15 protein-coding genes are annotated in these 21,549 nt (G+C 69.0%); 10 read left to right on the forward strand and 5 right to left on the reverse strand.

Annotated features, from left to right (window positions below):
- Positions 1–59: 59 nt before the first annotated feature.
- From Q9Q40_14810 to Q9Q40_14825, 4 genes are read left to right on the forward strand one after another with little or no spacing between them, the layout of a single operon-like run.
- Complete coding sequence (locus Q9Q40_14810; protein MDQ7008489.1) at positions 60–518, forward strand: hypothetical protein; 459 nt, start codon at positions 60–62, stop codon at positions 516–518.
- Between the two features lie 48 nt (positions 519–566).
- Complete coding sequence (locus Q9Q40_14815; protein ID MDQ7008490.1) at positions 567–1,619, forward strand: hydroxymethylglutaryl-CoA synthase; 1,053 nt, start codon at positions 567–569, stop codon at positions 1,617–1,619.
- A 15-nt stretch (positions 1,620–1,634) separates the two neighbouring features.
- Positions 1,635–2,795 (forward strand): thiolase domain-containing protein, encoded by a 1,161-nt coding sequence (locus tag Q9Q40_14820; protein ID MDQ7008491.1) that lies wholly within the window; start codon positions 1,635–1,637, stop codon positions 2,793–2,795.
- 11 nt (positions 2,796–2,806) lie between these two features.
- Positions 2,807–3,202 carry a Zn-ribbon domain-containing OB-fold protein gene (locus Q9Q40_14825; GenBank protein MDQ7008492.1) on the forward strand — a complete coding sequence of 132 codons (396 nt, stop codon included), beginning with the start codon at positions 2,807–2,809 and terminating at the stop codon, positions 3,200–3,202.
- Positions 3,203–3,259: 57 nt separating this feature from the next.
- On the opposite strand, the gene Q9Q40_14830 is transcribed toward Q9Q40_14825, so the two are convergent.
- From Q9Q40_14830 to Q9Q40_14840, 3 genes are read right to left on the reverse strand one after another with little or no spacing between them, the layout of a single operon-like run.
- Positions 3,260–4,606, reverse strand: coding sequence for an MFS transporter (locus tag Q9Q40_14830; protein ID MDQ7008493.1), 1,347 nt, complete (start codon positions 4,604–4,606; stop codon positions 3,260–3,262).
- The gene (locus Q9Q40_14835) at positions 4,606–5,073 is read right to left on the reverse strand and encodes a hypothetical protein (protein ID MDQ7008494.1); all 468 of its coding nucleotides are present in this window, start codon (positions 5,071–5,073) and stop codon (positions 4,606–4,608) included. The genes Q9Q40_14830 and Q9Q40_14835 overlap by 1 nt, the downstream gene beginning before the upstream one ends.
- On the reverse strand, positions 5,070–5,972 hold the full coding sequence (locus tag Q9Q40_14840) for a hypothetical protein (GenBank protein ID MDQ7008495.1): 903 nt from the start codon (positions 5,970–5,972) through the stop codon (positions 5,070–5,072). Before Q9Q40_14840 ends, Q9Q40_14835 begins: the two co-directional genes overlap by 4 nt.
- Before the next feature lie 148 nt (positions 5,973–6,120).
- Here Q9Q40_14840 and Q9Q40_14845 point away from each other — a divergent pair, with 148 nt between their 5' ends.
- From Q9Q40_14845 to Q9Q40_14865, 5 genes are read left to right on the forward strand one after another with little or no spacing between them, the layout of a single operon-like run.
- The gene (locus Q9Q40_14845) at positions 6,121–6,411 is read left to right on the forward strand and encodes an aspartyl/glutamyl-tRNA amidotransferase subunit C (GenBank protein MDQ7008496.1); all 291 of its coding nucleotides are present in this window, start codon (positions 6,121–6,123) and stop codon (positions 6,409–6,411) included.
- Positions 6,408–7,850 carry an Asp-tRNA(Asn)/Glu-tRNA(Gln) amidotransferase subunit GatA gene (gene gatA / locus Q9Q40_14850; GenBank protein ID MDQ7008497.1) on the forward strand — a complete coding sequence of 481 codons (1,443 nt, stop codon included), beginning with the start codon at positions 6,408–6,410 and terminating at the stop codon, positions 7,848–7,850. Before Q9Q40_14845 ends, gatA begins: the two co-directional genes overlap by 4 nt.
- Entirely contained in the window at positions 7,847–9,589 is a 1,743-nt protein-coding gene (locus Q9Q40_14855) for an N-acetylmuramoyl-L-alanine amidase (protein ID MDQ7008498.1), read from the forward strand. Before gatA ends, Q9Q40_14855 begins: the two co-directional genes overlap by 4 nt.
- Before the next feature lie 26 nt (positions 9,590–9,615).
- Positions 9,616–13,278, forward strand: coding sequence for a DUF3857 domain-containing protein (locus Q9Q40_14860; GenBank protein MDQ7008499.1), 3,663 nt, complete (start codon positions 9,616–9,618; stop codon positions 13,276–13,278).
- Entirely contained in the window at positions 13,275–16,988 is a 3,714-nt protein-coding gene (locus Q9Q40_14865) for a hypothetical protein (GenBank protein ID MDQ7008500.1), read from the forward strand. Before Q9Q40_14860 ends, Q9Q40_14865 begins: the two co-directional genes overlap by 4 nt.
- Before the next feature lie 62 nt (positions 16,989–17,050).
- On the opposite strand, the gene Q9Q40_14870 is transcribed toward Q9Q40_14865, so the two are convergent.
- Together Q9Q40_14870 and Q9Q40_14875 are read right to left on the reverse strand one after the other, a co-directional pair.
- The gene (locus Q9Q40_14870; GenBank protein MDQ7008501.1) at positions 17,051–17,332 is read right to left on the reverse strand and encodes a hypothetical protein; all 282 of its coding nucleotides are present in this window, start codon (positions 17,330–17,332) and stop codon (positions 17,051–17,053) included.
- A gap of 355 nt (positions 17,333–17,687) precedes the next feature.
- The gene (locus Q9Q40_14875) at positions 17,688–20,207 is read right to left on the reverse strand and encodes an efflux RND transporter periplasmic adaptor subunit (GenBank protein MDQ7008502.1); all 2,520 of its coding nucleotides are present in this window, start codon (positions 20,205–20,207) and stop codon (positions 17,688–17,690) included.
- 331 nt (positions 20,208–20,538) lie between these two features.
- Here Q9Q40_14875 and Q9Q40_14880 point away from each other — a divergent pair, with 331 nt between their 5' ends.
- Complete coding sequence (locus Q9Q40_14880) at positions 20,539–21,060, forward strand: hypothetical protein (GenBank protein MDQ7008503.1); 522 nt, start codon at positions 20,539–20,541, stop codon at positions 21,058–21,060.
- The last annotated feature ends 489 nt before the right edge of the window (positions 21,061–21,549 follow it).

Raw genomic sequence — 21,549 nt, forward strand, 5'->3', positions numbered from 1 at the left:
CGACTCGGGCCGAACACAGCTAACATGCCGGTTAGTTTTTCGCCCGAGGGACTTTCCACGTGTCGATGGACGCTGCGCCGCTTTCCGCGGAAATGGAGGTTCTGCTCGACCACCTGGCGCTCAGGCCGGATGGATGGGAGTTTTTGCGCCGCGCCCCCCTCGAGAGCGCGGCGGTGATGCTCGGGGTGCCCCCAGCGGTGATCGAGGAAGCCCGGAGTTGGCTGGAGAGCGTCGAGGGGCGCGCCCGCCTGACCTGGGCCCTGCTCGACATCCGTCGCAAGCACCGGGAGATCGCGGCCCGGGATCCGGGTGGACGCCGGACCCGGCCGGCGCCGCGCAGCCTGGACCCGCGCACCCTGCTCGCCGAACTCGAGGCGTTTCCCGCAGGTCCCGACTTCGTTCGTCGTGGTCCTCCCGAGAATCTGGCGGTGCTCTTCGGCGTGCACCCGGATGTGGTCTTCGCCGCCCGGAAGCTGCTCGAAGAGGCCGGCGACGACGGGGAAGTCCGAAGCTGTTGACCGGCCGACCCACCCGTCGGCCCCTTACCTGTTGCTTGGAGGCAGGCCATGGAAGTCGGAATCGTCGGATACGGCGCCTACGTGCCCCGACACCGGATCAAGGTGGAAGAAATCGCCAAGGTCTGGGGCGCGGACGCACCCACCTACAAGAAGGGTCTGATGCTGCGGGAGAAATCGGTTCCCTCGCCGGACCAGGATGTCATCACCATGTCGGTCGAAGCGGCGCGCCACGCCCTGACCCGGGCGGGTATCGATCCGCGACAGATCGGAGCGATCTACATCGGCTCCGAGTCTCACCCCTACGCCGTCAAGCCCAGCGGCACGATCGTCGCGGACGCCATCGGAGCCTCGCCGGACCTGCACTGCGCGGACTTCGAGTTCGCCTGCAAGGCGGGCAGCGAGGGCATGTTCGTCGCCCTCTCGCTGGTCAAGGCCGGCGAGATGGACTACGCCCTGGGCATCGGGGCCGACACCTCCCAGGGTGCCCCCGGTGACGCCCTCGAGTACTCGGCGGCCGCGGGTGCAGCGGCGTTCATCATGGGACGGGAGAAGATCCTCGCCGTCTGCGAACACACCTACTCCTACACGACGGACACGCCGGATTTCTGGAGGCGCGAGTACCAGCACTATCCCCGCCATGCAGGCCGCTTCACGGGCGAGCCGGCCTACTTCCAGCACCTGCTCTCCTGCGCCCGCAACCTGATGGAAAAATCCGGCACCACCCCCGAGGATTTCCAGTACGCCGTCTTCCACCAGCCCAACGGCAAGTTCCCCATGCGGGCGGCGAAGATCCTGGGCTTCCCCAGGGAGAAGATCGAGCAGGGCTGGCTGGCGCCGACTCTCGGGAACACCTATTCCGGCTCCTCGCCGATGGGCCTGTCCGCGGTGCTCGACGTGGCCCGACCCGGCGACCGGATCCTGATGTGCAGCTATGGATCGGGCTCCGGCAGCGACGGGTTCATCTTCCGCGTCACCGAGGCCATCACCGCGGTCCAGAAGGCCGCGCCCCAGACCCGGGAGCAACTCGAAAACAACCCGATCTACATCGATTACGGCACCTACGCCAAGTTCCGCGGCAAGATCCGCAAGCTCGAAGCCTGAGCGGGGAGGTTGACCATGCGAGACGTAGCAGTCATCGGCGTGGGAATGAACAAGTGGGGCGAGCTGTGGGAGCTTTCCCATCGTGACATCTGGACCACCGCAGCCCTCGATGCCATCGACGACGCCGGCGTGGATCATGTCGACGCGATGTACGTCGGCTGCATGAGCGGCGGCCTGTTCGTGGGCCAGGAACACCTGGGCGCCATGCTGGCCGACCAGCTCGGCATGGGACCGATCCCCGGAACCCGGGTCGAGTCGGCCTGCGCTTCGGGAGGACTGGCCTTGCGCCAGGCCTATCTGGCCGTGGCCTCCGGCGAACACGAGATCGTCCTGGCCAGTGGCGTGGAGAAGATGACCGACGTGGACGGCGCCGCCGCCACCTACGCCCTTTCCACCGCCGCGGATCAAGAATACGAGTGCTTCCACGGCCTGACCTTCCCCGGCCTCTACGCGATGATGGCCCGGGCCCACATGCAGCGTTACGGAACGACTATCGAGCAACTGGCCCACGTGGCATCGAAGAATCACGCCAACGGCGCCAGGAACCCCAACGCCCAGTTCCCGATGAAAGTCACCCCCGAGCAGGTGCTGGCCTCCCCGATGGTGGCCGATCCCCTGCGCCTGCTGGACTGCTCGCCGATCACCGACGGAGCGGCGGCGGTGGTCCTGGTACCGCTCGAGATGGCGCGCAAGCTCTCGGACGGTCCGCTGGTGCGCATCGCCGCCTCGGCCCACGCCACCGATACCATGGCCCTGGCGGACCGCGCAGAGATCTCGGCGCTCGAGTCCACGGCGCGGGCGGCCCGCCAGGCCTACAAGGCCGCCGGCATCGGGCCCGAGGATCTCTCCTTCTGCGAGGTCCACGACTGCTTCACCATCGCCGAGGTGATGGTGATCGAGGCCCTCGGGCTGGTGGAAAAGGGCCAGGGCGGCCAGGCGGCGGTCAGCGGCTTGACCGCCCTCGACGGACGGCGTCCGGTCAACCCCTCGGGGGGCCTGAAATCCAAGGGCCACCCGGTGGGAGCCACCGGCATCGCCCAGGTCTGCGAGGTGGCCGAACAGTTCCGTGGCGGCGCCGGTGAGCGCCAACTCAAATCTCCCCGCTGGGCCCTGACGCAGAACATGGGCGGTACGGGTGCCAGTTCCGTGATCCATATCTTCGAGCGGGTCGGTTAGGAGGCGATGCGATGATCGGAAGTGCCAGAAGCTGGAGGGAGAAACCCCAGCGCTATCGTTACGAGGCCGCCAAGTGCAGCGGCTGCGGCAAGGTCTTCTTTCCGCCCCGGGTGATCTGCGACAAGTGCCGTGGGCGGGAGTTCGAAACCCAGGTCCTGGCGGGCAGCGGTGAAATCGAAACCTATACCGTGATCCACATCGCCCCCAGCGGCTTCACCGACGAGGCCCCCTACGCCGTGGCGGTGATCAGACTCGACGATGGCGTGCGCATCACCGCCCAGGTCGCCGACTGCAAGCCCGAAGACCTCCAGGTCGGCGCCCGGGTGCGCCGGGAGTTCCGCAAGGTGGCCGAGGATGGCGCGTCCGGCGTGATCCACTACGGATACAAGTTCGTCCCTGAAAACTGATTGTCCGCAGGCGGAAGCTTCCGAGGGCGCTCCCTCCCGGGGAGCGCCCTCCCCGTTTCAAGACCCGGTGCGCGTGTCGATCCGTCTCGTCACGGCCACGTAGATCAGCAAGGCGAGGAACGACAGGCCACCGACGATGGCCCACGCGTACCAGAGGTAGTGAGCCTGGGCATAGGCCGCCGGCATCGCACCTTGTCCGGCGATGGCGGCTTCCCACTGCTTGCGGGAAAGCTCGTCGAGCAGGCGCGGATCCGGGCAGTAGCGTTCGAGCAGGAAACCCGAGAGCACGAAACCGAAGAGCCAGGCGAAAAAGGTATTCATGTGGGCGAAGCCCAGGTAGAGACCCTCTTCTCCCGCCGGTGCCTGGCGCGAGGCGTACTCGAGGTACTTGGGACTGAGAAAGCACTCCGCCAGACCCTGGATCGAAATCCCGATGATCATCATGGCGGTGATCGGGTGCATGACCACACCGAAGATCGTCACGTCGCCCCCGAGCAGGGGCGAAAGGCTCATCGCCAGAGCCGAGAAAGGAATCATCATCATCGCCACCGCAATCGCCGCTTCCGGCCGCCAGCGCCGGATCAGGTGGGTGACGGGGACCACGAAAAGGACCACCACGAAGGGATTGATGTTGGCGTACCACTCCGGGGCCGCCCCCTCGCCGACCAGGCGCAGAACGTACTTCGGCATCGCCGCATAGAGCTGGCCCTGGATGGCCCAGAAGCCCGCCGTGATCAGGATCAGGGCCAGAAAACGCAGTCGCTTCATCGCCCGCCACATCCCGCGCAGGGTCTCCGCGACCGGCGGCGCCTGGACCCGCACGGCATCCCGGTCGGGGTGATAGAGCAGGATCACGAAAAGCAGACCGACCAGCGCCGCCCCCGAAGAAAACCAGGGAACATTGGCCACGCCCAGGTCCTGGCGCACTCCCTTGACGACGGTCTTGCCGAGAAAGGCGCCGATGTTGACCGTCATGTAGAACAGGCTGTAGGCCCGGGCCCGGTTGGCGGCATCGGAGGACTTGGCCACCGTCCCCGTGATGATCGGCTTGACGAAAGAGCCGCCGAGAACGATCAGGAACAGGCCCGAGAGCACCGGTGGAGCGGTGTCGAACGCGCCCAACAGGCCATAGCCGCAGGTCAAGAGGCCGAAGGCCAGGATCAGCGCCCGCCGGAAGCCCATCCGGTCGGCCACCGCCCCGGTGAAGAAGGGAAAGAGATAGATCAGGGCCCCAAAGAGAGCGCCGACGATGTTGGCCACGCTGTCGCGCATGCCGACGACGCGGCTGAGGTAGACCGTCAGAACGATGAAGCTGCCGTAATAGGCCGCCCGTTCGCAGAGTTCGACCAGGTTGGCCGTCCAAAAGGCCCGCGGAAATCTCCAGGTGGAGGCGGAAACGTTCATCAGGGGGTCTCCGGAGGGAAAGCGACCAGGGGCCGGATTTCGGGATGACGTATCACGCCACCGAGATGAGCGGTCCAGAGCAGGGTCGCGCCGGCCGCCCCGGCGGCGAGAACCACGGCCCAAAGCAACAGCGGCCCGGGTGCCTCTCCCTGCCATGCCTGCAACAGGGCGACCAGGGCCAGGGCCCCGGTCAGGACCACCACGGAAAAGGCGATGCGTCCGGCCACCGCGTGGGATTCCGCCTGCCGGGCGACGAGATCGCCCTGCGGGTCGATGATTTCCAGCGCAGACGGTCCGGAGAAATAAGCCACCGCCGAAACCACGGCGGCGAGCACCAGCAAGGCCCCGGCGGTGTGTTCCATCAACCGGGATGGGGCGAGCCGGGCGATCAGCGCGAGCAGGGCCGCCACCGGTACCAGCACCACCACCAGGTGGGCGCAGACCAGGTGCAGCCAGGCGGCATTCATGGGCGCCCGGTTTCGATGGCGTGAGCCGGATCCACCCCCTGGTCCACCTTGCTGTAGTCGAGTTCGCTGCCTCCCATCGAGTGAGGAATCAGGAAGGCCACCGTCATCGCGATCCCCGCCGCCACCACGAGCCCGCGACTGACGAACTCCCGCTTTTTCGGCCGAAAGCCGATCGCGGCACAGGCGACGACCCAGGAAAGCCACATCACCAGCATCTTGTTGTCCGTCCAGTCGCCGCCGAAGGGAAAGCCGGTCCAGTAGGCGCCGAAGGCGTATTTCTGCACCAGCGGTCCGAGACACATGCCGCCGATGGTCATGCCGACCAGCGCGATCCAGGCCCACAGCCTCATCCGCCAGGGAGCGAAGAGGGCGCCGAGCCCCGCCCGCATACCGATCAGCACCGAAAAGAACATCATCACCACGTGGGGCCAGAGGACCCAGCCGGGGACGTGGTCCTTGAAGCGAATGATCACCTCGCCCTGGGCCGGAACCCGCACGGCTTCACCCTCGACCGTGGCCAGTTCCAGGTGATACTCCAGCTTTCCAGCGGCCGGTTGCGCCGGCAACTCCCCGACCAGCAGGTTCTTGCCGTCGACGCTCTGAGGGGTCATCTCGAGATGGGTGAAGGGATCGTCGGTGCGCAGGCGGCGATAGACCAGCTCCGCCCGGGTCAACCGCTGCGCTCCGGGATCGGGGATTTCCACCCGGGCCGCCGGGTTCGTCTTGATCGACCAGTCGCTGCGAATCAGCTTGTAGGCGTAGACCTCGCCCGCCAGTTCGAACTCCCCCCGGGCCGGGTAGGTCGGCCCGGTGGTCCGCTGGTAGACCACGGCTGCCAGCATCAGAAAAACCGCCAGCACCCAGAGCAGACTGCGCAACCAGAAGGGACTCTTCTTCACCTTGGCACTCCTCCCGGCGGAGCGGAGAGATTCCGCCGGCCGGCGATTCCGGGTCGGCCGAGTATAACCACCAGGCCCGACCGCGTCCGCCCGGACACGGGACGGTGCAAAGCGCGGCGTGGGCGGTTACCATCTCCGCCCGATGGGTATGCCGTCCATCCCCCGAGAACAGGTTCTCCACTTGGCAGCGTTGGCGGGTCTCCGCCTGGAGCCTGCCGAGGTGGATTCCCTGGCTGTCGAACTGGCGCGGATGCTGGAACTGGGCGAAGGCCTGCCGGATCGGCCCGTCGGCGGCGAGCGCCCGGCTGCGGACCCTCCTCCCTTCCGCGACGACGAGCCGCGGCCCGGGCTCCCGCCCGGACGGGCCCTGGCCGCCGCGCCCGGCTCGGAAGACGGCTTCTTCCTCGTCCCGCCGGTCATCCAGCGGGGGGCGCGTTGACCACCGCCCCGATGGACGCCGGAACCCTGGCGACCCGGGTACGCAGCGGGGAGACCTCGGCCCTCGAGGTGGTCTCCGGCTGCCTCGAACGGATCCGGGGCGAGGCTCTCAACGCCGTAGTGCATCGCCTCGAAGACCATGCCCTCGAGCAGGCCCGGCGTGTCGACCGGCACCTGGCTGCCGGGGAGGATCCCGGTCCTCTCGCCGGAGTCCCCCTGCTGGTCAAGGAGAACATCTGCACCCGGACGGGCCCCACCTGCTGCGGTTCGGCTCTCCTGGAGGGCTATGTCGCGCCCTACGACGCCACCGCCGTCGAACGACTCGAGGCGGCGGGAGCCGTGATGGTGGGCAAGACCAACTGCGACGAATTCGGCATGGGGTCGTCCGGGGAAACCTCGTGTCACGGCCCCGTGCTCCATCCGCAGGATCCCGGAAGAGTACCGGGGGGATCGAGTTCCGGCTCCGCCGCCGCGGTGGCCGCGGGCCTGGCCCCGGTCGCCCTGGGCACCGACACGGGGGGGTCGGTGCGGCAGCCGGCGGCGTTGTGCGGCGTCATCGGCCTCAAGCCCACCTGGGGGCGCATCTCGCGCTGGGGCCTGGTGGCCTTCGCCTCCTCGCTCGACCAGATCGGTCCCCTCTGCCGCACGGTCGCCGATGCGGCACTGCTGCTCGAGGTCATGGGAGGACCCGATCCCCGTGACGGCAGCCAGCCCCGGCCACAGCCCCCGATGAAGACCCTCGGCGCGTTGCCCGAACGGGGCCTGCGTGTCGGCCGGATACGACTCGAAGCCGGCGAGGACCTCCACCCTCGCGTGGCGCAGGCTCTCGACCTGGCCGGCGAGGCCTTCGAGCGGGACGGTGCCCGGGTCGAGGAAGTCGATCTTCCGCTGGCCCGGGAGACCCTGGCGATCTACACGCTGATCGCCAACGCGGAGGCCTCGTCCAACCTGGCACGCTTCGACGGACTGCGCTACGGGCGGCAGGCGGAAATCCGCGGCGGCTGGGACCGGGTCCTGGCGGCCAGCCGGGGCGCCTTTTTCGGCCGGGAGGTCAAGCGCCGGATCATGCTCGGCGCCTGCGTACTCTCCGGTGGCTACCGTCGACACCTCTACGCCCGCGCCCAGGACCTGCGGCGGGAGTTGACCCGCAGCCTCGACGCCCTGCTGGAGCGGGTCGACCTGCTGCTCGGCCCCACCGCTCCGGCACCGGCCTTCCGTTTCGGAGAGAAACTCGACGACCCGCTGGAGATGTACCGCCAGGATCGCTTCACCCTGCCGGCCAGCCTTGGCGGCCATCCGGCCATCTCCCTGCCGGCCCCGCGGCAGCCGGCTGAATTGCCCGTGGCCGTTCAACTCGTAGGCGGCCGCTTCCGGGAAGACCTGCTGCTGGCCGGAGCCCGCCTGCTCGAGCATCACGGTTTCGGAGCCGGAGCGTGTTGAGCCGCCTGAGGCCGCGCCGCCTGGCCTGGGCCCTGGCCGCCGCCCTGGGGACGCTGGTGCCGGCGCTGCACGCCCTCGAGCCGCCCGCGCCGGCCTGGGCCGACGCGGTGGAGGTGATCAAGGAAGAGGGCGTCGAGGCCCAACTCGTCGAAGGGCGCTCGATCCACCTGATCGTCCTGCCGGAGAAAGGCGACGGCTACATCTCCCTGACCCGCCGCCTGTGCGGCAAGGAACAGCCCTGGCAGCGCCTGGCCGCGGCCAACGACGACCGCCCCGTGATCGTCGGCCGCCCCGTCACCGTTCCCTGGAACATGCTGCGGGAGGAGTACCGCTACCTGGCCCTGCTCGCCCTGTTCCCCGAGGATCGATCCACGCCGGAGGGCTGGCTGCACCATCCGGCCGCGGCCAGCGTGGAGAGTTACGGCGAGGGCCTTTGGCAGGTCGCCGAATGGTTCACCGGCGACGGCGGGAAATGGCGCGAGATCGCCGCGGCCAACTCCCTGAGCGGACCGGACCTCCCCCGGCATCGGGCGATCCTCGTGCCCGCCGGGTTGCTCTCCCCGCTGTTCCGCCACGTGGAGCGCTCGAGCGATGGCCGGCTGGTCTACCGGGAAGACGACCAGGGCCCCTACGCCGAGTACCGGCTCCGGCGCCGTGAGGCGCTGTATTCGGCGGTGGTGCTGCGCTTCACCAGCCTGACCGAGCCCGCGGACGTGGTGGAGGCCGCCGAACGCATCGCCCGCAGGAGCGGCATCCGGGATGTCAAGAAGATTCCCGTGAATTTCCCGGTGAAGATTCCCCTCGAAATGCTGGGCCTCGAAGCTCTGCCCTCCAATCACCCCCAGCGTGTCGCCGCGCGGATCCTGCGCAGCGAGATGGCCCAAGTGGTCATGCCGCGGCGCAGCCGAAGCCTGGCCGGGGTGCAGGTCCTGCTCGATCCCGGACACGGAGGCAAGGACCTGGGGGCCATCCGCAACAACATCTGGGAGAGCGACTACGTCTACGACGTGGCCTGCCGGGTCAAGCGGGAACTCGAGAAGAGAACCGCGGCCGAAGTCCACATACTCGTCCATGACACCCAGTACGGGTGCCGCATCTTCGACCGCAAGACTCTGCCGAAAAACCGCCGGGAAGTCGTGCAGACCTCCCCTCCCCACCGGGTACGGGGCGGCGCCAGCACGAAAATGGGGGTCAATCTCCGCTGGTACCTGGCGAACAGGATCTTCAGCGACCTGCGGCGCAAGAAGGTCCCGGCGGAGAACGTGGTTTTCATCAGCCTGCACGCCGATTCCCTGCACCACGCGATTCGCGGCGCGATGGTCTACGTTCCCGGCGAGCGCTACCGCAAAGGACGCTACCGCGTCCACGGGGGTTCCTACAGGCGGTACAAGGAGGTCAAGGCGGCCAAGACGATCTCCTTCGGGCGCAAACAGCGGCTGCACGACGAGGCGGTGTCGCGACGTCTCGCGGAGGCGATTCTCGCGGGCTATCGCAAGGAGAAACTCCCGGTCCATTCTCACCAGCCGATCCGCGATCACATCACCAAGCGCGTCCGGCGCCGTACGCGGCGCTACGCTCCGGCCGTCCTGCGCGCCAACCGCGTTCCCGCCAAGGTGCTGCTGGAAACGGTGAACATCAACAACAAGGCCGACGCCAGGCTGATGGCCGACCCCGCAGGCCGTGAGCGCATGGCCCGGGCCATCGTCGAGGGGCTCGAGCGCTTCTACGCCGGGCGCTGAGTCCCGGGGGATGAGAGGATAGGGCCATGGTTCCCGCCGATTTCCGTCGCTGGCTCACCCTGTCCGCCGCCCTTGCACTCTCTTTCGCGCTGCCCCCGGCAAGGGCGGAAGCCCAACCGGAAGCCTGCATCGAAACCTGGTGGCAGACCCGTCTCGAAGCCCTGCGCGCCCACCGGGACTCGGCTCTCGCGCTCTTTCCCTTGCGTTTGCTCGGTGAGATGGCCGCCACCATCGCGGATCCGGGCGAGCTGACCGTCGCCCTCGACGAGTTGCGCCGGCAGGACGGCACCCACCCCCTGGTCGCCGCCGAAATCGACTTCCGGCTGGTGAGCCGCGATCTCCAGCGGGGCGCCGTCGACGCCGCGCGCCGACGGCTGGCCCGCCTCGGTATCGTCCAGGAGTACCTGCTGGCGGGCACCTTCGACGAAGGCGCCGCGGTGGACGATTTCTGGGGCGCTCGCAGGGATCCGCGTCAGTTGACCGGGCGGCGCATCCCGGTCGGCCCCCTGGGAGTGCTGCGCCTGCACCCCCTGCTGCACCCCAACCAGCACCGCATCGCCGCCGTGGCCTTCTACGTCCACGCCAAGCGGCATCGCAAGATCGCGCTGCGCCTCGGTTCCGACGATCGGGCCTCCGTCTGGCTCGACGGCCGGCAGATCCTCATCGACCGGGGCGCCCACGCCCTGGCCTTCGATCAGCAGGCGGTGCTGCTCGACCTCAGTCCGGGCTGGCACCAGGTCGGCCTTTTCGTCGAGCAGATCGAAGGCCCCTGGCGGCTGATCGCGCGCCTGACCGAAGCCGACGGACGCCCCCTCGAAGCCGGCGTCGACTTCGGCGTTCCCGACGATCTTCCCGCCATCACCGCCCCCGCGCCGGCAGCAGCCGAAAACAAGCGACGGCGGCGGCGCAAAAAAACAGAACTGGTCACCCTGACCGCCGAGCTGGAAGAACGGGCGCGCACGGCTCCCCGCTTTTCCGCCGACCTGGCCCTCGATCTGGCCCGCCGGGAGATTCCCGACCGGGATCATGCCCGGGCCGAAGCGATGGCCATCGAAAACGCCTTCCGTCGCCCCCTCGATCCCCAGGCCCTGTGGGCCGCCGCCCTGGTGGTCTCGGACCGCGCCGAACAACGGCGCTACTACGAGCGTTTGCTGGCCCTCGACCCCACCGAACCGGCCGCCCTGCGGCGCCTGGCGCAATACCACATGGCCTTCGATCAGACCCGCCGCGCCGTGGACTACGCCCAGCGTTCCCTCGAGGCCTGTCCGCTTGCCGACCCCTATCTCGCGGGCTGGCTCGAGGTGGCCCGTTACGTCCGCGGCTTTCCCCGCGGAGCCGCCGCCGCACTGGCCCGCCTCAGCGGGCAGGCTCCCCGCCAGGCGACGCTGCTCGAACGCCTCGCTTCCCTCCGGGCGCGTGCGCATCTCCACGGCCAGGCCATCGATGCCTACCTCCGCTATCTGGCCCTCGAAGGTCTCGATGGAGCGGCCCGCAGCGAAGTCGTGCGCCTGCTGGAGGCCGCCGGGCGGACGGACGAGGCGCGGGAAGTTCTCGAGGAGGGCATCCGCCTCGAACCGCTGGCCGTCTCCTGGCGCCACCGCCTGGCGGAACACCACCTGGTCCACGGTCGGGCGGACGCGGCCCTCGAGACCCTGCTCGCGGCCCGCTCCCTGGCTCCCGATGCTCCCTCGCTGCTGCAACTCGAGGGGGAGATCCGCCTGGCCCTCGGCGACCGCCGGGGGGCGGCCCGCGCCTGGCGCAAGGTCATCGAACTCTCCGGCGCATCCAGTGGCCTGGCCCAGCGCCTGGCCGCCCTCGAAGGACGACGGGAGGAGGGTTTCGAACGCTGGACGGTGAGTCTCGACACCGCCCGGGAGTTGAGCGAAAACATCGCTCCCGGGGAGACGGCCAGCATCGTGGCCCTCAGCCACACGGAAGCCTTCGAGGTCAAGGCCAACGGCATGGCGACCCGCTTCAGTCAGACCATCAGCCTGGTCCGCGATCCCCAGGCGGGCAGCTTCGCGCGCCACTTCAGCATCACCTACTCTCCACGCCTCAGGCGGGTGCGCATTCTCGACGCCAAGCTGGTGCGGAAAGACGGATCCGTGGTCCCCGCCGCCCGGCGGGAGCGCCCCCTGCTTCCCGATCCGGAATTGCGGATGTGGTACGACAGCCGCGTGCTGGAACTGAGCTTTCCCCGGCTCGAAGAGGGCGACCTGATCGACGTGCGTTACACGATCAGTGACATCGGTCACGCCAATCCCATCGCCGACGGGTACTTCGGCGATCTCGTCGCCATCGGCACCATGGTCCCGGTGCTCTCCTCCCGCCTGATCCTCGAGGCGCCCACCTCGCTTCCCCTGCGCTATCAACTCGTCAACCTGCCCGAACCCGGGCAGGCGACCCTTTCCGAGAACGGAGAGACTCGACGGATCCAGGTCGAACTCCCCCCTCTGCCGGCCTATCCCGACGCGCCACTGGCTCCTCCCGCGACCCACCGGGTCCCCTACGCCGTCGTCTCCTCGGTCGCCGACTGGAACGAGCTGGGGCGCCTGTACGCCCGGCTGCTGCGGCCCCAGATGCGCACCACCAGCGAGCTTCAACGCATCGTCCGGGAAGTGACAGCAGGCGTACAGAGCCCGCGCCGGAAGATCTTCGAGCTCTATCGCTGGGTGATCGAAAACACGCGCTACGTAGCGCTCGAATTCGGGATCCACGCGATCAAGCCCTACGACGTGGCCGCCGTGCTCGACCGGCACTACGGTGACTGCAAGGACAAGGCCAACCTGCTGGTCGCCATGCTGGGCGAGGCCGGCATCCAGGCCCACGTCGCCCTGTTGCGCAGCCGCCAGCGGGGCCGGATCGACACGACGATTCCAGTCTTCTCGGCCTTCGATCACGCCATCGTCTACGTGCCCTCCGAGTCGCTCTGGCTCGACGGCACGGTGCTCAGTCACGGCCCCCGGGAGTTACCCATGGCCGACCGGAATGCCCTGGCCCTGGTGATCGATCCGGACGGTCCGGTCTACGGCGCCCTGCAGACCACACCCGGAGCCACCGCCTCGGACGCGGCCGTCGAGCGGGAGGAAGAAATCTTCCCCCGCGGCGACGGTACGGCGGAGTTCGAGGTCCGCGTGCGGGCCCACGGCGAGTCGGCGGCGATCGAGCGGCACTTCCTGCGTTCTCACGAAAGGCGCCTGGCCATCCTGGAGTCGCGCCTGCGATCGACCAACGTGGACCTGGTCCTGGACCACGCGGAATTCCCGGCGGTGGATCTCGATGACGACCCCCTGCGCTATCGCTACCGGGGACGCGTCGAGCACTTCGGGCGTGAAGAAGACGGCGGCCTGTCGATTCCCCTGGCCCTCGACCCTCCACCGGTCCCGGTGGAGGCGCCGCCCTCCGAGCGGGACGTTCCCCTGTGGCTGCCGCCCCCCTTCTCCTGGCGCACGGTGAGCTGGATCGATCCAGGCGAGGGCACCCTGCGCGAAGTCCCCGAACCGGTGGAAATCACCTCTCCCTGGGGTAGCCTGAAGGTGGACGTCCGGGCCCGGAAGCGGCTGCGCATCACCATCACGATGACCTTCGACTCGGGCACGGTGGAAACCGAACAGATCCCCGCCTTCGGCGAGTTCATACGCCGGATCGACCAGGCCCTGTCCCAGCGGATCGTGGTGGAATGGCCATGAGAGGCAAGTCCCCCCTCGTCCCGGCGCTCCTGTTCGCCGTTCTCGCGCTGTCCCTCGTCCCGACCCCCGGCCGGGCCGCGGTCCAGGCCGAACCGGGCTGGGAAGCCCTGCTGGCCGGCGAGCACGACCGGGCGGAAAAAGAGCTCGACGCCTGCCTGGAGCGGGACCCCGGTCGGCTGGTCTGCGCCATCGGGCGCGCGACCCTGGCCGAGGCCCGCGGTGATTTCGACCTGGCGCTGGGGAGCCTGGCCGTCGCCCTGCGCTCCGGTGCCGACACGCCGCTGGCCGCCGCGGCCCTGGCGCGGGTACTCCTGCTGGCCACCCGCAGCACCGATGGCGGCCGGGAAGTCCAGGACCTGCTCGAGGGCATCGTCGACGGCGAGATCCCCGTCGGCGATCCGGAAGTGCGCTCGCTGGCCCTGCTCGGCCTGGCCGACGTCCTCTCCCGCTCGGGGCGGCCCTACCTGGCCTTTCGCCGGCTGGTGGAAGACGGCGGCCGCATCGAGAACTGGACGCTGCTGGGCCCCTACGGGAGGATCCCCTCGCTGGCCCTCGACGAGTCCTTCCCGCCCGACAGCGGCGATCTCGCCCCCTCGAACGAAAGGGGCCCGGGCCCTCTCCCGCCCCGCCGTCTCGACGTGTCTTTCGCCGACGGCCGCGTGATCCTGCCCTACCCCTTGAGGGAGGGCGCCGCGAGCTACGCCGTGACGGACCTCCAAGTCCGGCAGGCGACCTCCGTGAGGATCCGCGTCGACACCAACACCTCCTTCGAGGTCTTCATCGATGGGCACAGCGTGACCCGGGTCGATCGGTGGCGGCATCGCCCGCCGCACGCCGTGGCCCTCGCCGCCGAGCTGGGGGTCGGCCGCCACCGGCTGATGGTCAAACTCGCCACAGCCGCGTCGATGGGTCCCTTGTCGGTCACCGTGGAGCCGGTGTCGGGTCCCCTGCCGCAACCGGTCCCGCCGGAAGGCGAACCCCGCGGTGAGGCCCGTGTCAGGCCCATGCCGATAGCCAGCGATGCGCTCTTCCTGGGCGACCTGCCCCCGGATCCGGCTCACGTCATGGCGGCCGTCTGGTGGCTCAAAGCCCGGGGCCTGGATCGCAAGGTGGGTGCCGTGCTCGAGATCGCCGGCCGTCGCTGGCCCCAGGCCGCCGTGTTCACCCTCGCGCGAGGCGAGTTCTTCTTCAAGGCCGAGACGGGGGCCTCGCCCGCCGAGGACCTGGCCCGCGGCCGGGCCCTGATCGAGCAGGCTCTCGAAGCGGACCCGGAGCTGCTGACCGCCCGGCTGCTTCTGGCCCAGATGGATCGCGGCGCGGGGCGTGCGGACCACGCCCGCCAAACCGCCGAACAGGCCCTCGAGCACAGTCCCGACCATCCCGACGCCCTGCTGCTGCTCCACCGGCTGGCCGTGGAGCGCCAGTGGTACACGGAGGCCGAGGAGCTGATCCGCCGCGCCCGCCTGGCGGCTCCCGGCAGGGGGGACCTGCTCGACGCGGAGATCGACTTCTGGCGGGCCCGGGGCAACGCCACCCGACTTCACGCCCTGCTCGAACAGAGTTTCGCCCGCCACCCCCTCGACCTGGCCTGGCCGCGGCAGCTGCACCAGGAGGGCCGCACCGAACAGGCCCTGGCGGCCTGGGATACCGCCATCGCACTCCGGGAGACCGCCGCGGGAGCGTGGCTGGGCAAGGTCCGAACGCTGGAAGATGCCGGCCGCCGGCAGGAGGCCCTCGACTGCCTGCAGCGGGCGGCACAACTCTTCCCCGACTCCGGTTGGGTCGAAATGGAGCGGGCCGGCATCCTGGCCGAGATGGGGGATGAGCAGGGCGCCACCGAGGCCATTGAGCGGGCGCTGGCCTACGAACCCCAGCGCCTGAGCCTGCGCGACGTGCTGCCCTACCGAGGCGTGCCCGATCGGCTCCGGCCGTGGCTGGTGGACGCGACCTCGGTACTCGAGCGAGCCCGGCGCCCCGGGCCGGACACCGATTCCGCGCTGCTGGCGGATATCGCCGCCACCCTGATCGATCGCCGGGGCGGCCAGACCGAGCTCTACCAGGGTATCCACGGGGTCTACACCCGGGCCGGCGTCGAACACGAGGGTGAACTCCAGGTCCTGCCCGGCGGCATCATCGAAGCGATTCGGCTGCACAAGCCCGACGGGCGGATCGTCGACGTCGCCCCCGGCTCCCGGCGCCCGGTGTCCCTTCCGGGGCTCGAGCCGGGAGACTCCATCGAGTACGTCTGGAAGCGCTACACCCCGCCCCTCGAAGCCCTTCCCGGCACCCTGGACAACCGCACGGTCTTCCTCTTCCAGGGGGACGATCGAGACTACGTGCTCAGCCGCTTCGTGGTGGTGCACGATGCCGACTTGCCGGTCGAGGCCTGCGGCAACGTGGAAGGACTCGAGCGCACCGACGAAGTGATCGGCGGCCTGCGGGTGCGTTCCTGGACCGCCCGCGAGATGCCCCGGCAGTACATCGAACCGTTCGTCCCCAACCGCCTGGAGTTCACACCCCATCTGCGGTTGGGACTCGGCCTCGATTGGGCCACGGTCGGCCGGCTCTACCGGGGAGCGCTGGTGGGCCGTCTGCGCCTGGACGATCCGCTTCCCGCGATGCTCGAAGCGATTCGCGCCCGGGCACCGGGCGGGCAGCCCGAGGCGCTGGCGCGGGCGATGCACGCGGTGATCCTCGATCGGGTGCGCCCCGGCTCCTCGGCCCTGCGGCTCCATTCACCGGCCAGCATGGCCGCCTCCGCCGGTGAAGGCGATCGCGTCGCCATCGCCCTGGCCCTGGCCCGGGAGCTGGGCCTGCAACCCGAGCTGGTGCTGACCCGTTCGATGGAGTCCAACGGTTTCGACCTGGATTGCCCCTCGCCCCAGACCTTCGGCTATGCCGTCGTGCGGATCCGGGTCGCAGACCAGTGGGTCTACCTGGACTACACCGATGCCGACCACCCCTACGGCGTCCTGCCGGCTCAGCTCAGCGGCTCGGACGCCCTGGCGATTCCTTTCACCGGCGAGGCCTCCGCGCGACTGATCCAGCTTCCGCGCAGCACCAGCCAGATCATGCAGGAGCAGGTGGCCCGGGTGAAGCTGGACGCGAGCGGGCACGTCGAAGGCCACCTCAGGCTTCTGCTCCGCGGTTCCTTCGCAGCGATGACCCGACGCCTGCTACAGGATGTGCCGCCGGAAAAGATGCCCCTGGTGCGGCAGTCCCTGGTGGCCCAGGCCTTCCCCGGCGCCGTGGTCGAAGAGTGGAAGATGGAGGGTTTGGACGACCCCGAGGCCGCGCTGGTGCTCGACATGGATTTCACCGGCGGCACCCTCGGGCGACCCACGGCGGCAGGCCTGGCCCTGCCCATGACCACCCAGCCGCTGAAGTTGATTCCACGATTCGGCACCCTGCCCGCCCGACGCTACCCGATGCTCTTCTCCCCCCAGGCTCAGCGCGTCGACCACTTGGAGGTGCAGGTGCCCGGCGACTACCGGATCCAGCGCATCCCGGAACCTTTCGAATACGAGGGCCCGCTGGGGCGGTTCTCCATCGAGGCCCGCAGGGAGGCCGACAAGTTGATCATCGAACGCCGGGCCGTCCTGCCTCCCTTGCGCATCGAACCCGAGGAGTATCGCGCCTTCCGCGACACGGCCCGCTCGATCGACGACGCCGAAGGCCGGGAGATTCTCATCGTTCCCCGGGACCGATAAACAAGGGAGCGCCCCGAAGGGCGCTCCCGGCACTGTAGAAGAAGATCAGGTTCGTCGATGGATCAGCCACCGAACATGGAGAGAATCGCCTGGGCGGTGGAGTCCGGAATCACCAGGTTGCTGATGTTGAAGCTGCTGACCACCGGATTGACGGTGACACCGACATCACTGTTGTTGACCAGGTCCGTGGTGGTGCCCACATCGACGTTGCCGTCGGCATCGACGACCTGGTTGAAGACCTCGCCGAACTCGGCGTCGGACTGCGCGAGGCTCTGCAGGAAACCAAACAGACCAACACTCGGGGCGATACGGCTTTCGAGTTCCTGGACGTTGAGCTTCTTCATTCCCAATTCTCCTCCGGCCGAACGCTCTGGTCTGGCCGCTTGATGGGATCTCCGATCCCGTTGTCGTAGCCCGGACCTTCCCACCGAGGGAAGGCCCCTTCCCGCCCCTCCCATAAGCAAGGCGCGGGCCAACCGGGGCCTCTCGAACGAGAGAATCACCGCGTTCGCCGGGGGTCGAAGTGTTGCATGATCTTTCGTCGCCGGGCCGATGACGAATCTGCTTCCCGGCGCCCTGCCCCCCTCGTCCCCCGAACGACGATCTCGAACCGCCCTGTGTCGAAATAGAACAACCTCACGGGATCCGCCGGGCGCCGGCGCGGGCCCGGCGGCAGGAGCGATCATGGGCCATGGAAGCTCAGAGCAGGGAAGGCTCGATCAGGCGCAACACCCGCCGCAGGACCAGGCGGGCGATGCTCAGCCGGCCGCAATCGATCTTGGCCGCGCCGGTCATGCCCGGCCGCAACAGGTCCTGCTCGCTGTCGATGGTGCAGCGCACCCGAAAATGGGCGCGGCCCAGGTCATCGACGGAGGCGACGGGGGCGATTTCGACCACGGTGCCGAGAAAAGTCCGCCCCGGATAGGCGGCCAGACGCAATTCCAGGGTCTGCCCCGGCTCCACGTCACCGATCTCGGATTCCAGGACGGAGACGTCGACCACCAGGTCGTCGGTATCGGCGATCTCGAGCAGGTCACCGCCGGAGGCGATCCTCTCACCGGCACGGGCCTCGAGCCCGGGGGTGACCACAATGCCGTCGATGGGGGCCCGCAGGTCGCAGGCGGCCAGGCGCCGCATGACGTTGGCGGCCTTGGTCTCCAGGCGGCTGACCTCGGCCTGGGCGGCGGCGATGCGCTCCGGACGCGCCCCCTTCTCCACCATGCGGGCCTCTTCCGTCGCCGCCCGCAGGCTGCCCCGGCTGACCGCCAGTTCCTTGCTCACCTGCTCGTAGAGGTCGGCGGAGACCAGGCCCTCGGCCCGTAGTCGCTCGAGGCGCTCGTGCCTGGAGGCCAGGTGAGCCACCTCCGCCTGGGCGGCCCGCACCTTCTCCCACACCTGGCGCACCTGCTCGCGCTGGGGCCCGTCGATGAGCAGGCCGAGGTCCGCCCGGGCACGTTCGATGTCCGAACGCGTCATGGCGAGTTGGGCCAACAGTTCGCTGCGGTCGAGGCGAGCGACGACCTGTCCCGCCTCGACCCGCTCCCCCTCGCGCACCAGGATTTCGGCGATATTGCCGCTGACTTCCGGACGGACGGCCACCTGCAACCGGGCCCGCACCTCGCCCGTTCCCCGCACGCGCAGGGGCCAGGGCACGGCGGTCAGCACCCCCAGCAGCGCCAAGGCGGTGCCGATCTTCACCACCCTGGCCAGGGTCATCTTCCGCAGGCGCCCGACGAGGGCCACTCCCAACGCCCGCAACGGTCGGCGCAGGAGCATGACCAGGCTCGCCCCCACCGCCGCCGGACCCCAGATGCCGGCCAGCGCGATGCTCATCGAGGTCAGCGTGCGCAGCAAAACGAAGAGGATGAAGGCGATGTAGATCGCGGAGAGCGTCCCGTAGACGCCGAGAAAGATCCGCGCCTGGAGGGTCAGGGTCACCGGACTCGGCCTGCCGCGCAGGGAGGCCAGCCACCGACCGGCGGCGGCCAGAGCGGTCTTGCGCAGGTTCGGTATGCCGGAAAGATCCGACAGGACGTAGTAGCCGTCCAGGCGCATCAGCGGGTTCATGTTGAGCAGGACGCTACCGCCGGAGCTGACCATGATCAGCATGCAGGCCATGCCCAGGTGCCCGGGAGGCAACACCCGCCAGGCCAGCAGTGCCGAGCAGGCCACGGCCAGGTCGAACATCGGTCCCGCCAGGCCCACCAGAGCGCGCTGACGTCGATGGCGGAAGAGCCAGGCGTCGGACACGTCCACGTAGAGCGCGGGCATGAAGAAAAAGATCAGTAGAAAGCCCAGTTCGGGCACTTTCCCGCCGAAATGCTTGCAGGTCAGTCCGTGGGCGAACTCGTGCATCGCCGTGAGGAAGACCACGGCGACGATCAGGCCGCCCGCCCAGCCCGTCAGACTCAGCCGGGGCAAGCTGGCACTCAGCTCGGCCCAATCGGTCAGGGCGACCCATCCCGCCAGGGCCACCAGCGCCCCGTAGAACACGAGGAACGTACGGGTCCAGATCGGTCGCAGCAGCGGCTCGAGGCGCGTGAAGAGCGCATCGGGATCGAACAGGGGAATCCGGTAGTAGAAGGGGCTGTTCTTCGGCCCGGAAGCCTGCTGTTTGCCGGCTTCCAGCTGCCGGACCCGGCCGGCCTGGAGCAGAATCTGCCGGATGGCGGCGGCCCGCTGGTTACCCGGGTTGGCGGCGAGAATCTCGTCGAAGGCCCGCAGGGCCGCCTGGAAGCGCCCCTCGGCGAGCAGCGCGACGGCCGCGTCGAACTCCCGGGCCTCGGCCATGTTTCTGCGGGTCGGGGCCACGCCGGGGGGAGGCGGTTGATCCGCGGTACGAAAGCGGAAACCACCCTGCTGGAGGGCCTCGACCACCTGGCGGCCGAGGGCCGGCTCGAGAACGGGCAGGCAGGGACGATCGGATTCCACCAGGCCCTTTTCGACCAGGGTATCGATGAAGTCGTAGATCTCGTCGAGGCTCAGGGCTTCGCCCAGTTCACTGGCCAGTTCGACCTGGATGTCCACCGGGGTATGCACACCGTCCAGGCGCTCGAGGACGAAGCTCTCCATCTCATCGAAACGGAAATAGCGGCGGCTGCGCGGGTCCTTGACCACCCGACCGCGGCCGGTCTCCGCGTCCGGGTGGATCACCAGGTCGCTTCTCAGGCGCGGCTGGGTGCTGGTGGCCCCGGATCCTGCTGTGGTGACGACGTCCATTTCCCCTCGGCCGAACCCTGCCAGGCCCGCGGCGCAGGCCGCCCTCGCGGCGGGTTCCTGCGGAGAAGTTGGGTTTCGCCGCCAGGGAAGGCAAGTCGAGTCCGGGCCGCTTCCGGGTTCGAAGCAGCTTGGCTGGAGCCGCATTTTCCGGCACTCTGGTGCCGGCCATCAGGCAACCGGGGCCGGAGAGGGGATCGCCGTCCTTTTCCCCTTTCGATCCCGGTGAAATCGGCGTAAATGGTGATGGACGGATTTTCTTCCGGACTCACCACCCCACGGGGAATCCCATCCCCGCCCCCGGCTTCCCTATCCCGAGGGGGGAGGCCCATCGATGGAGGATAGGCAGATGCTGCGCAAGACGGCTCGTTGGATCGTCGGCTTTGGCCTGCTGGTGCTGCTGGCCGCCACACCGGCTCCGGCCAGTGAACCGTTCGATCTCAAGGTCGACCTGGACCTGGGCCCGGCCGTCACCGGGATGCTCCAGGAAGGCGACACCCTGCAGGTGATCCTGCGTCCTGAAATCCAGTATGGCCAGCGCACCGCCGCCGGGCAGCCCCTGGTCATGGAACGCAACTTCACCCCCGGCACACTGGTCGAGCACATCCGCTTCGACAAGGCTCTCGCACCGAACCAGATCTATCGCCTGGAACTGCGCATCGTGCGTCGCGACGCCAAGGGTCGGGAGCACTCCGTGCGTTATCTCTCCGCCCTGGCCAAACTCCCCCGTCGCCCGGTGGACCAGGCGATTCCCATGCGCCTGCACCGGGGACACAAGCGGGACACTCGGGCGAACCACGTGATGGTGGTCCGTGACCAGGATGGGGTCTACCGCGTGATGGTCTTCACCGCCTGACCGGGACTCCGCAGCGAGCCCCGCGGGATCGCAGAGGGCCCCCGAAAAGGGGCGGCTTCGCACTCGGGCCGGGCATCCGGGGCATCCCCCCGCGAGGGGGTGCCCCCCATATTCCCCACCGTGGAGCGAAGAATGTGCCCCGTGGCCCCGTGGCCCCGGGGGCCGGGGGGGCGCAAGCCGCCGGGGGTGTCCGGACCCTGTCCGCGGCACCTGTCCGCATGCGGACGCCTCGTCCCCAAACTCCGCGCCCGAGCGCGGGTTCAAACTGGCCCCGCTCTTGCTCTCCCACGGGGCATGGACTGGCCCGAGATCCCCATCGAAAAGATACCCCCCGAGGCGTTCCTCCCCACGCGCTGCCCCATCCGGCACTGCCCCTCCAACGCCCCGGACCGCCCCGCGCCCTTCGCCTTCAGGAGACACGGCTTCTACGACCGCAAGTGTGACGGAAGGCGCGTCCCGCGTTTCCACTGCTGCGCCTGCGGCAGGACC

Source organism: Acidobacteriota bacterium, from assembly GCA_030949985.1.
Lineage (GTDB): Bacteria > Acidobacteriota > Polarisedimenticolia > J045 > J045 > JALTMS01.

Excerpts from the sequence above, each read along its gene's own strand:
- Q9Q40_14815 (MDQ7008490.1), top strand. The coding sequence starts at position 567 with ATGGAAGTCGGAATCGTCGGATACGGCGCCTACGTGCCCCGACACCGG.
- Q9Q40_14820 (MDQ7008491.1), top strand. The coding sequence starts at position 1,635 with ATGCGAGACGTAGCAGTCATCGGCGTGGGAATGAACAAGTGGGGCGAG.
- Q9Q40_14825 (MDQ7008492.1), top strand. The coding sequence starts at position 2,807 with ATGATCGGAAGTGCCAGAAGCTGGAGGGAGAAACCCCAGCGCTATCGT.
- Q9Q40_14830 (MDQ7008493.1), bottom strand. The coding sequence starts at position 4,606 with ATGAACGTTTCCGCCTCCACCTGGAGATTTCCGCGGGCCTTTTGGACG.
- Q9Q40_14835 (MDQ7008494.1), bottom strand. The coding sequence starts at position 5,073 with ATGAATGCCGCCTGGCTGCACCTGGTCTGCGCCCACCTGGTGGTGGTG.
- Q9Q40_14845 (MDQ7008496.1), top strand. The coding sequence starts at position 6,121 with ATGCCGTCCATCCCCCGAGAACAGGTTCTCCACTTGGCAGCGTTGGCG.
- Q9Q40_14860 (MDQ7008499.1), top strand. The coding sequence starts at position 9,616 with ATGGTTCCCGCCGATTTCCGTCGCTGGCTCACCCTGTCCGCCGCCCTT.
- Q9Q40_14865 (MDQ7008500.1), top strand. The coding sequence starts at position 13,275 with ATGAGAGGCAAGTCCCCCCTCGTCCCGGCGCTCCTGTTCGCCGTTCTC.
- Q9Q40_14870 (MDQ7008501.1), bottom strand. The coding sequence starts at position 17,332 with ATGAAGAAGCTCAACGTCCAGGAACTCGAAAGCCGTATCGCCCCGAGT.
- Q9Q40_14875 (MDQ7008502.1), bottom strand. The coding sequence starts at position 20,207 with ATGGACGTCGTCACCACAGCAGGATCCGGGGCCACCAGCACCCAGCCG.
- Q9Q40_14880 (MDQ7008503.1), top strand. The coding sequence starts at position 20,539 with ATGGAGGATAGGCAGATGCTGCGCAAGACGGCTCGTTGGATCGTCGGC.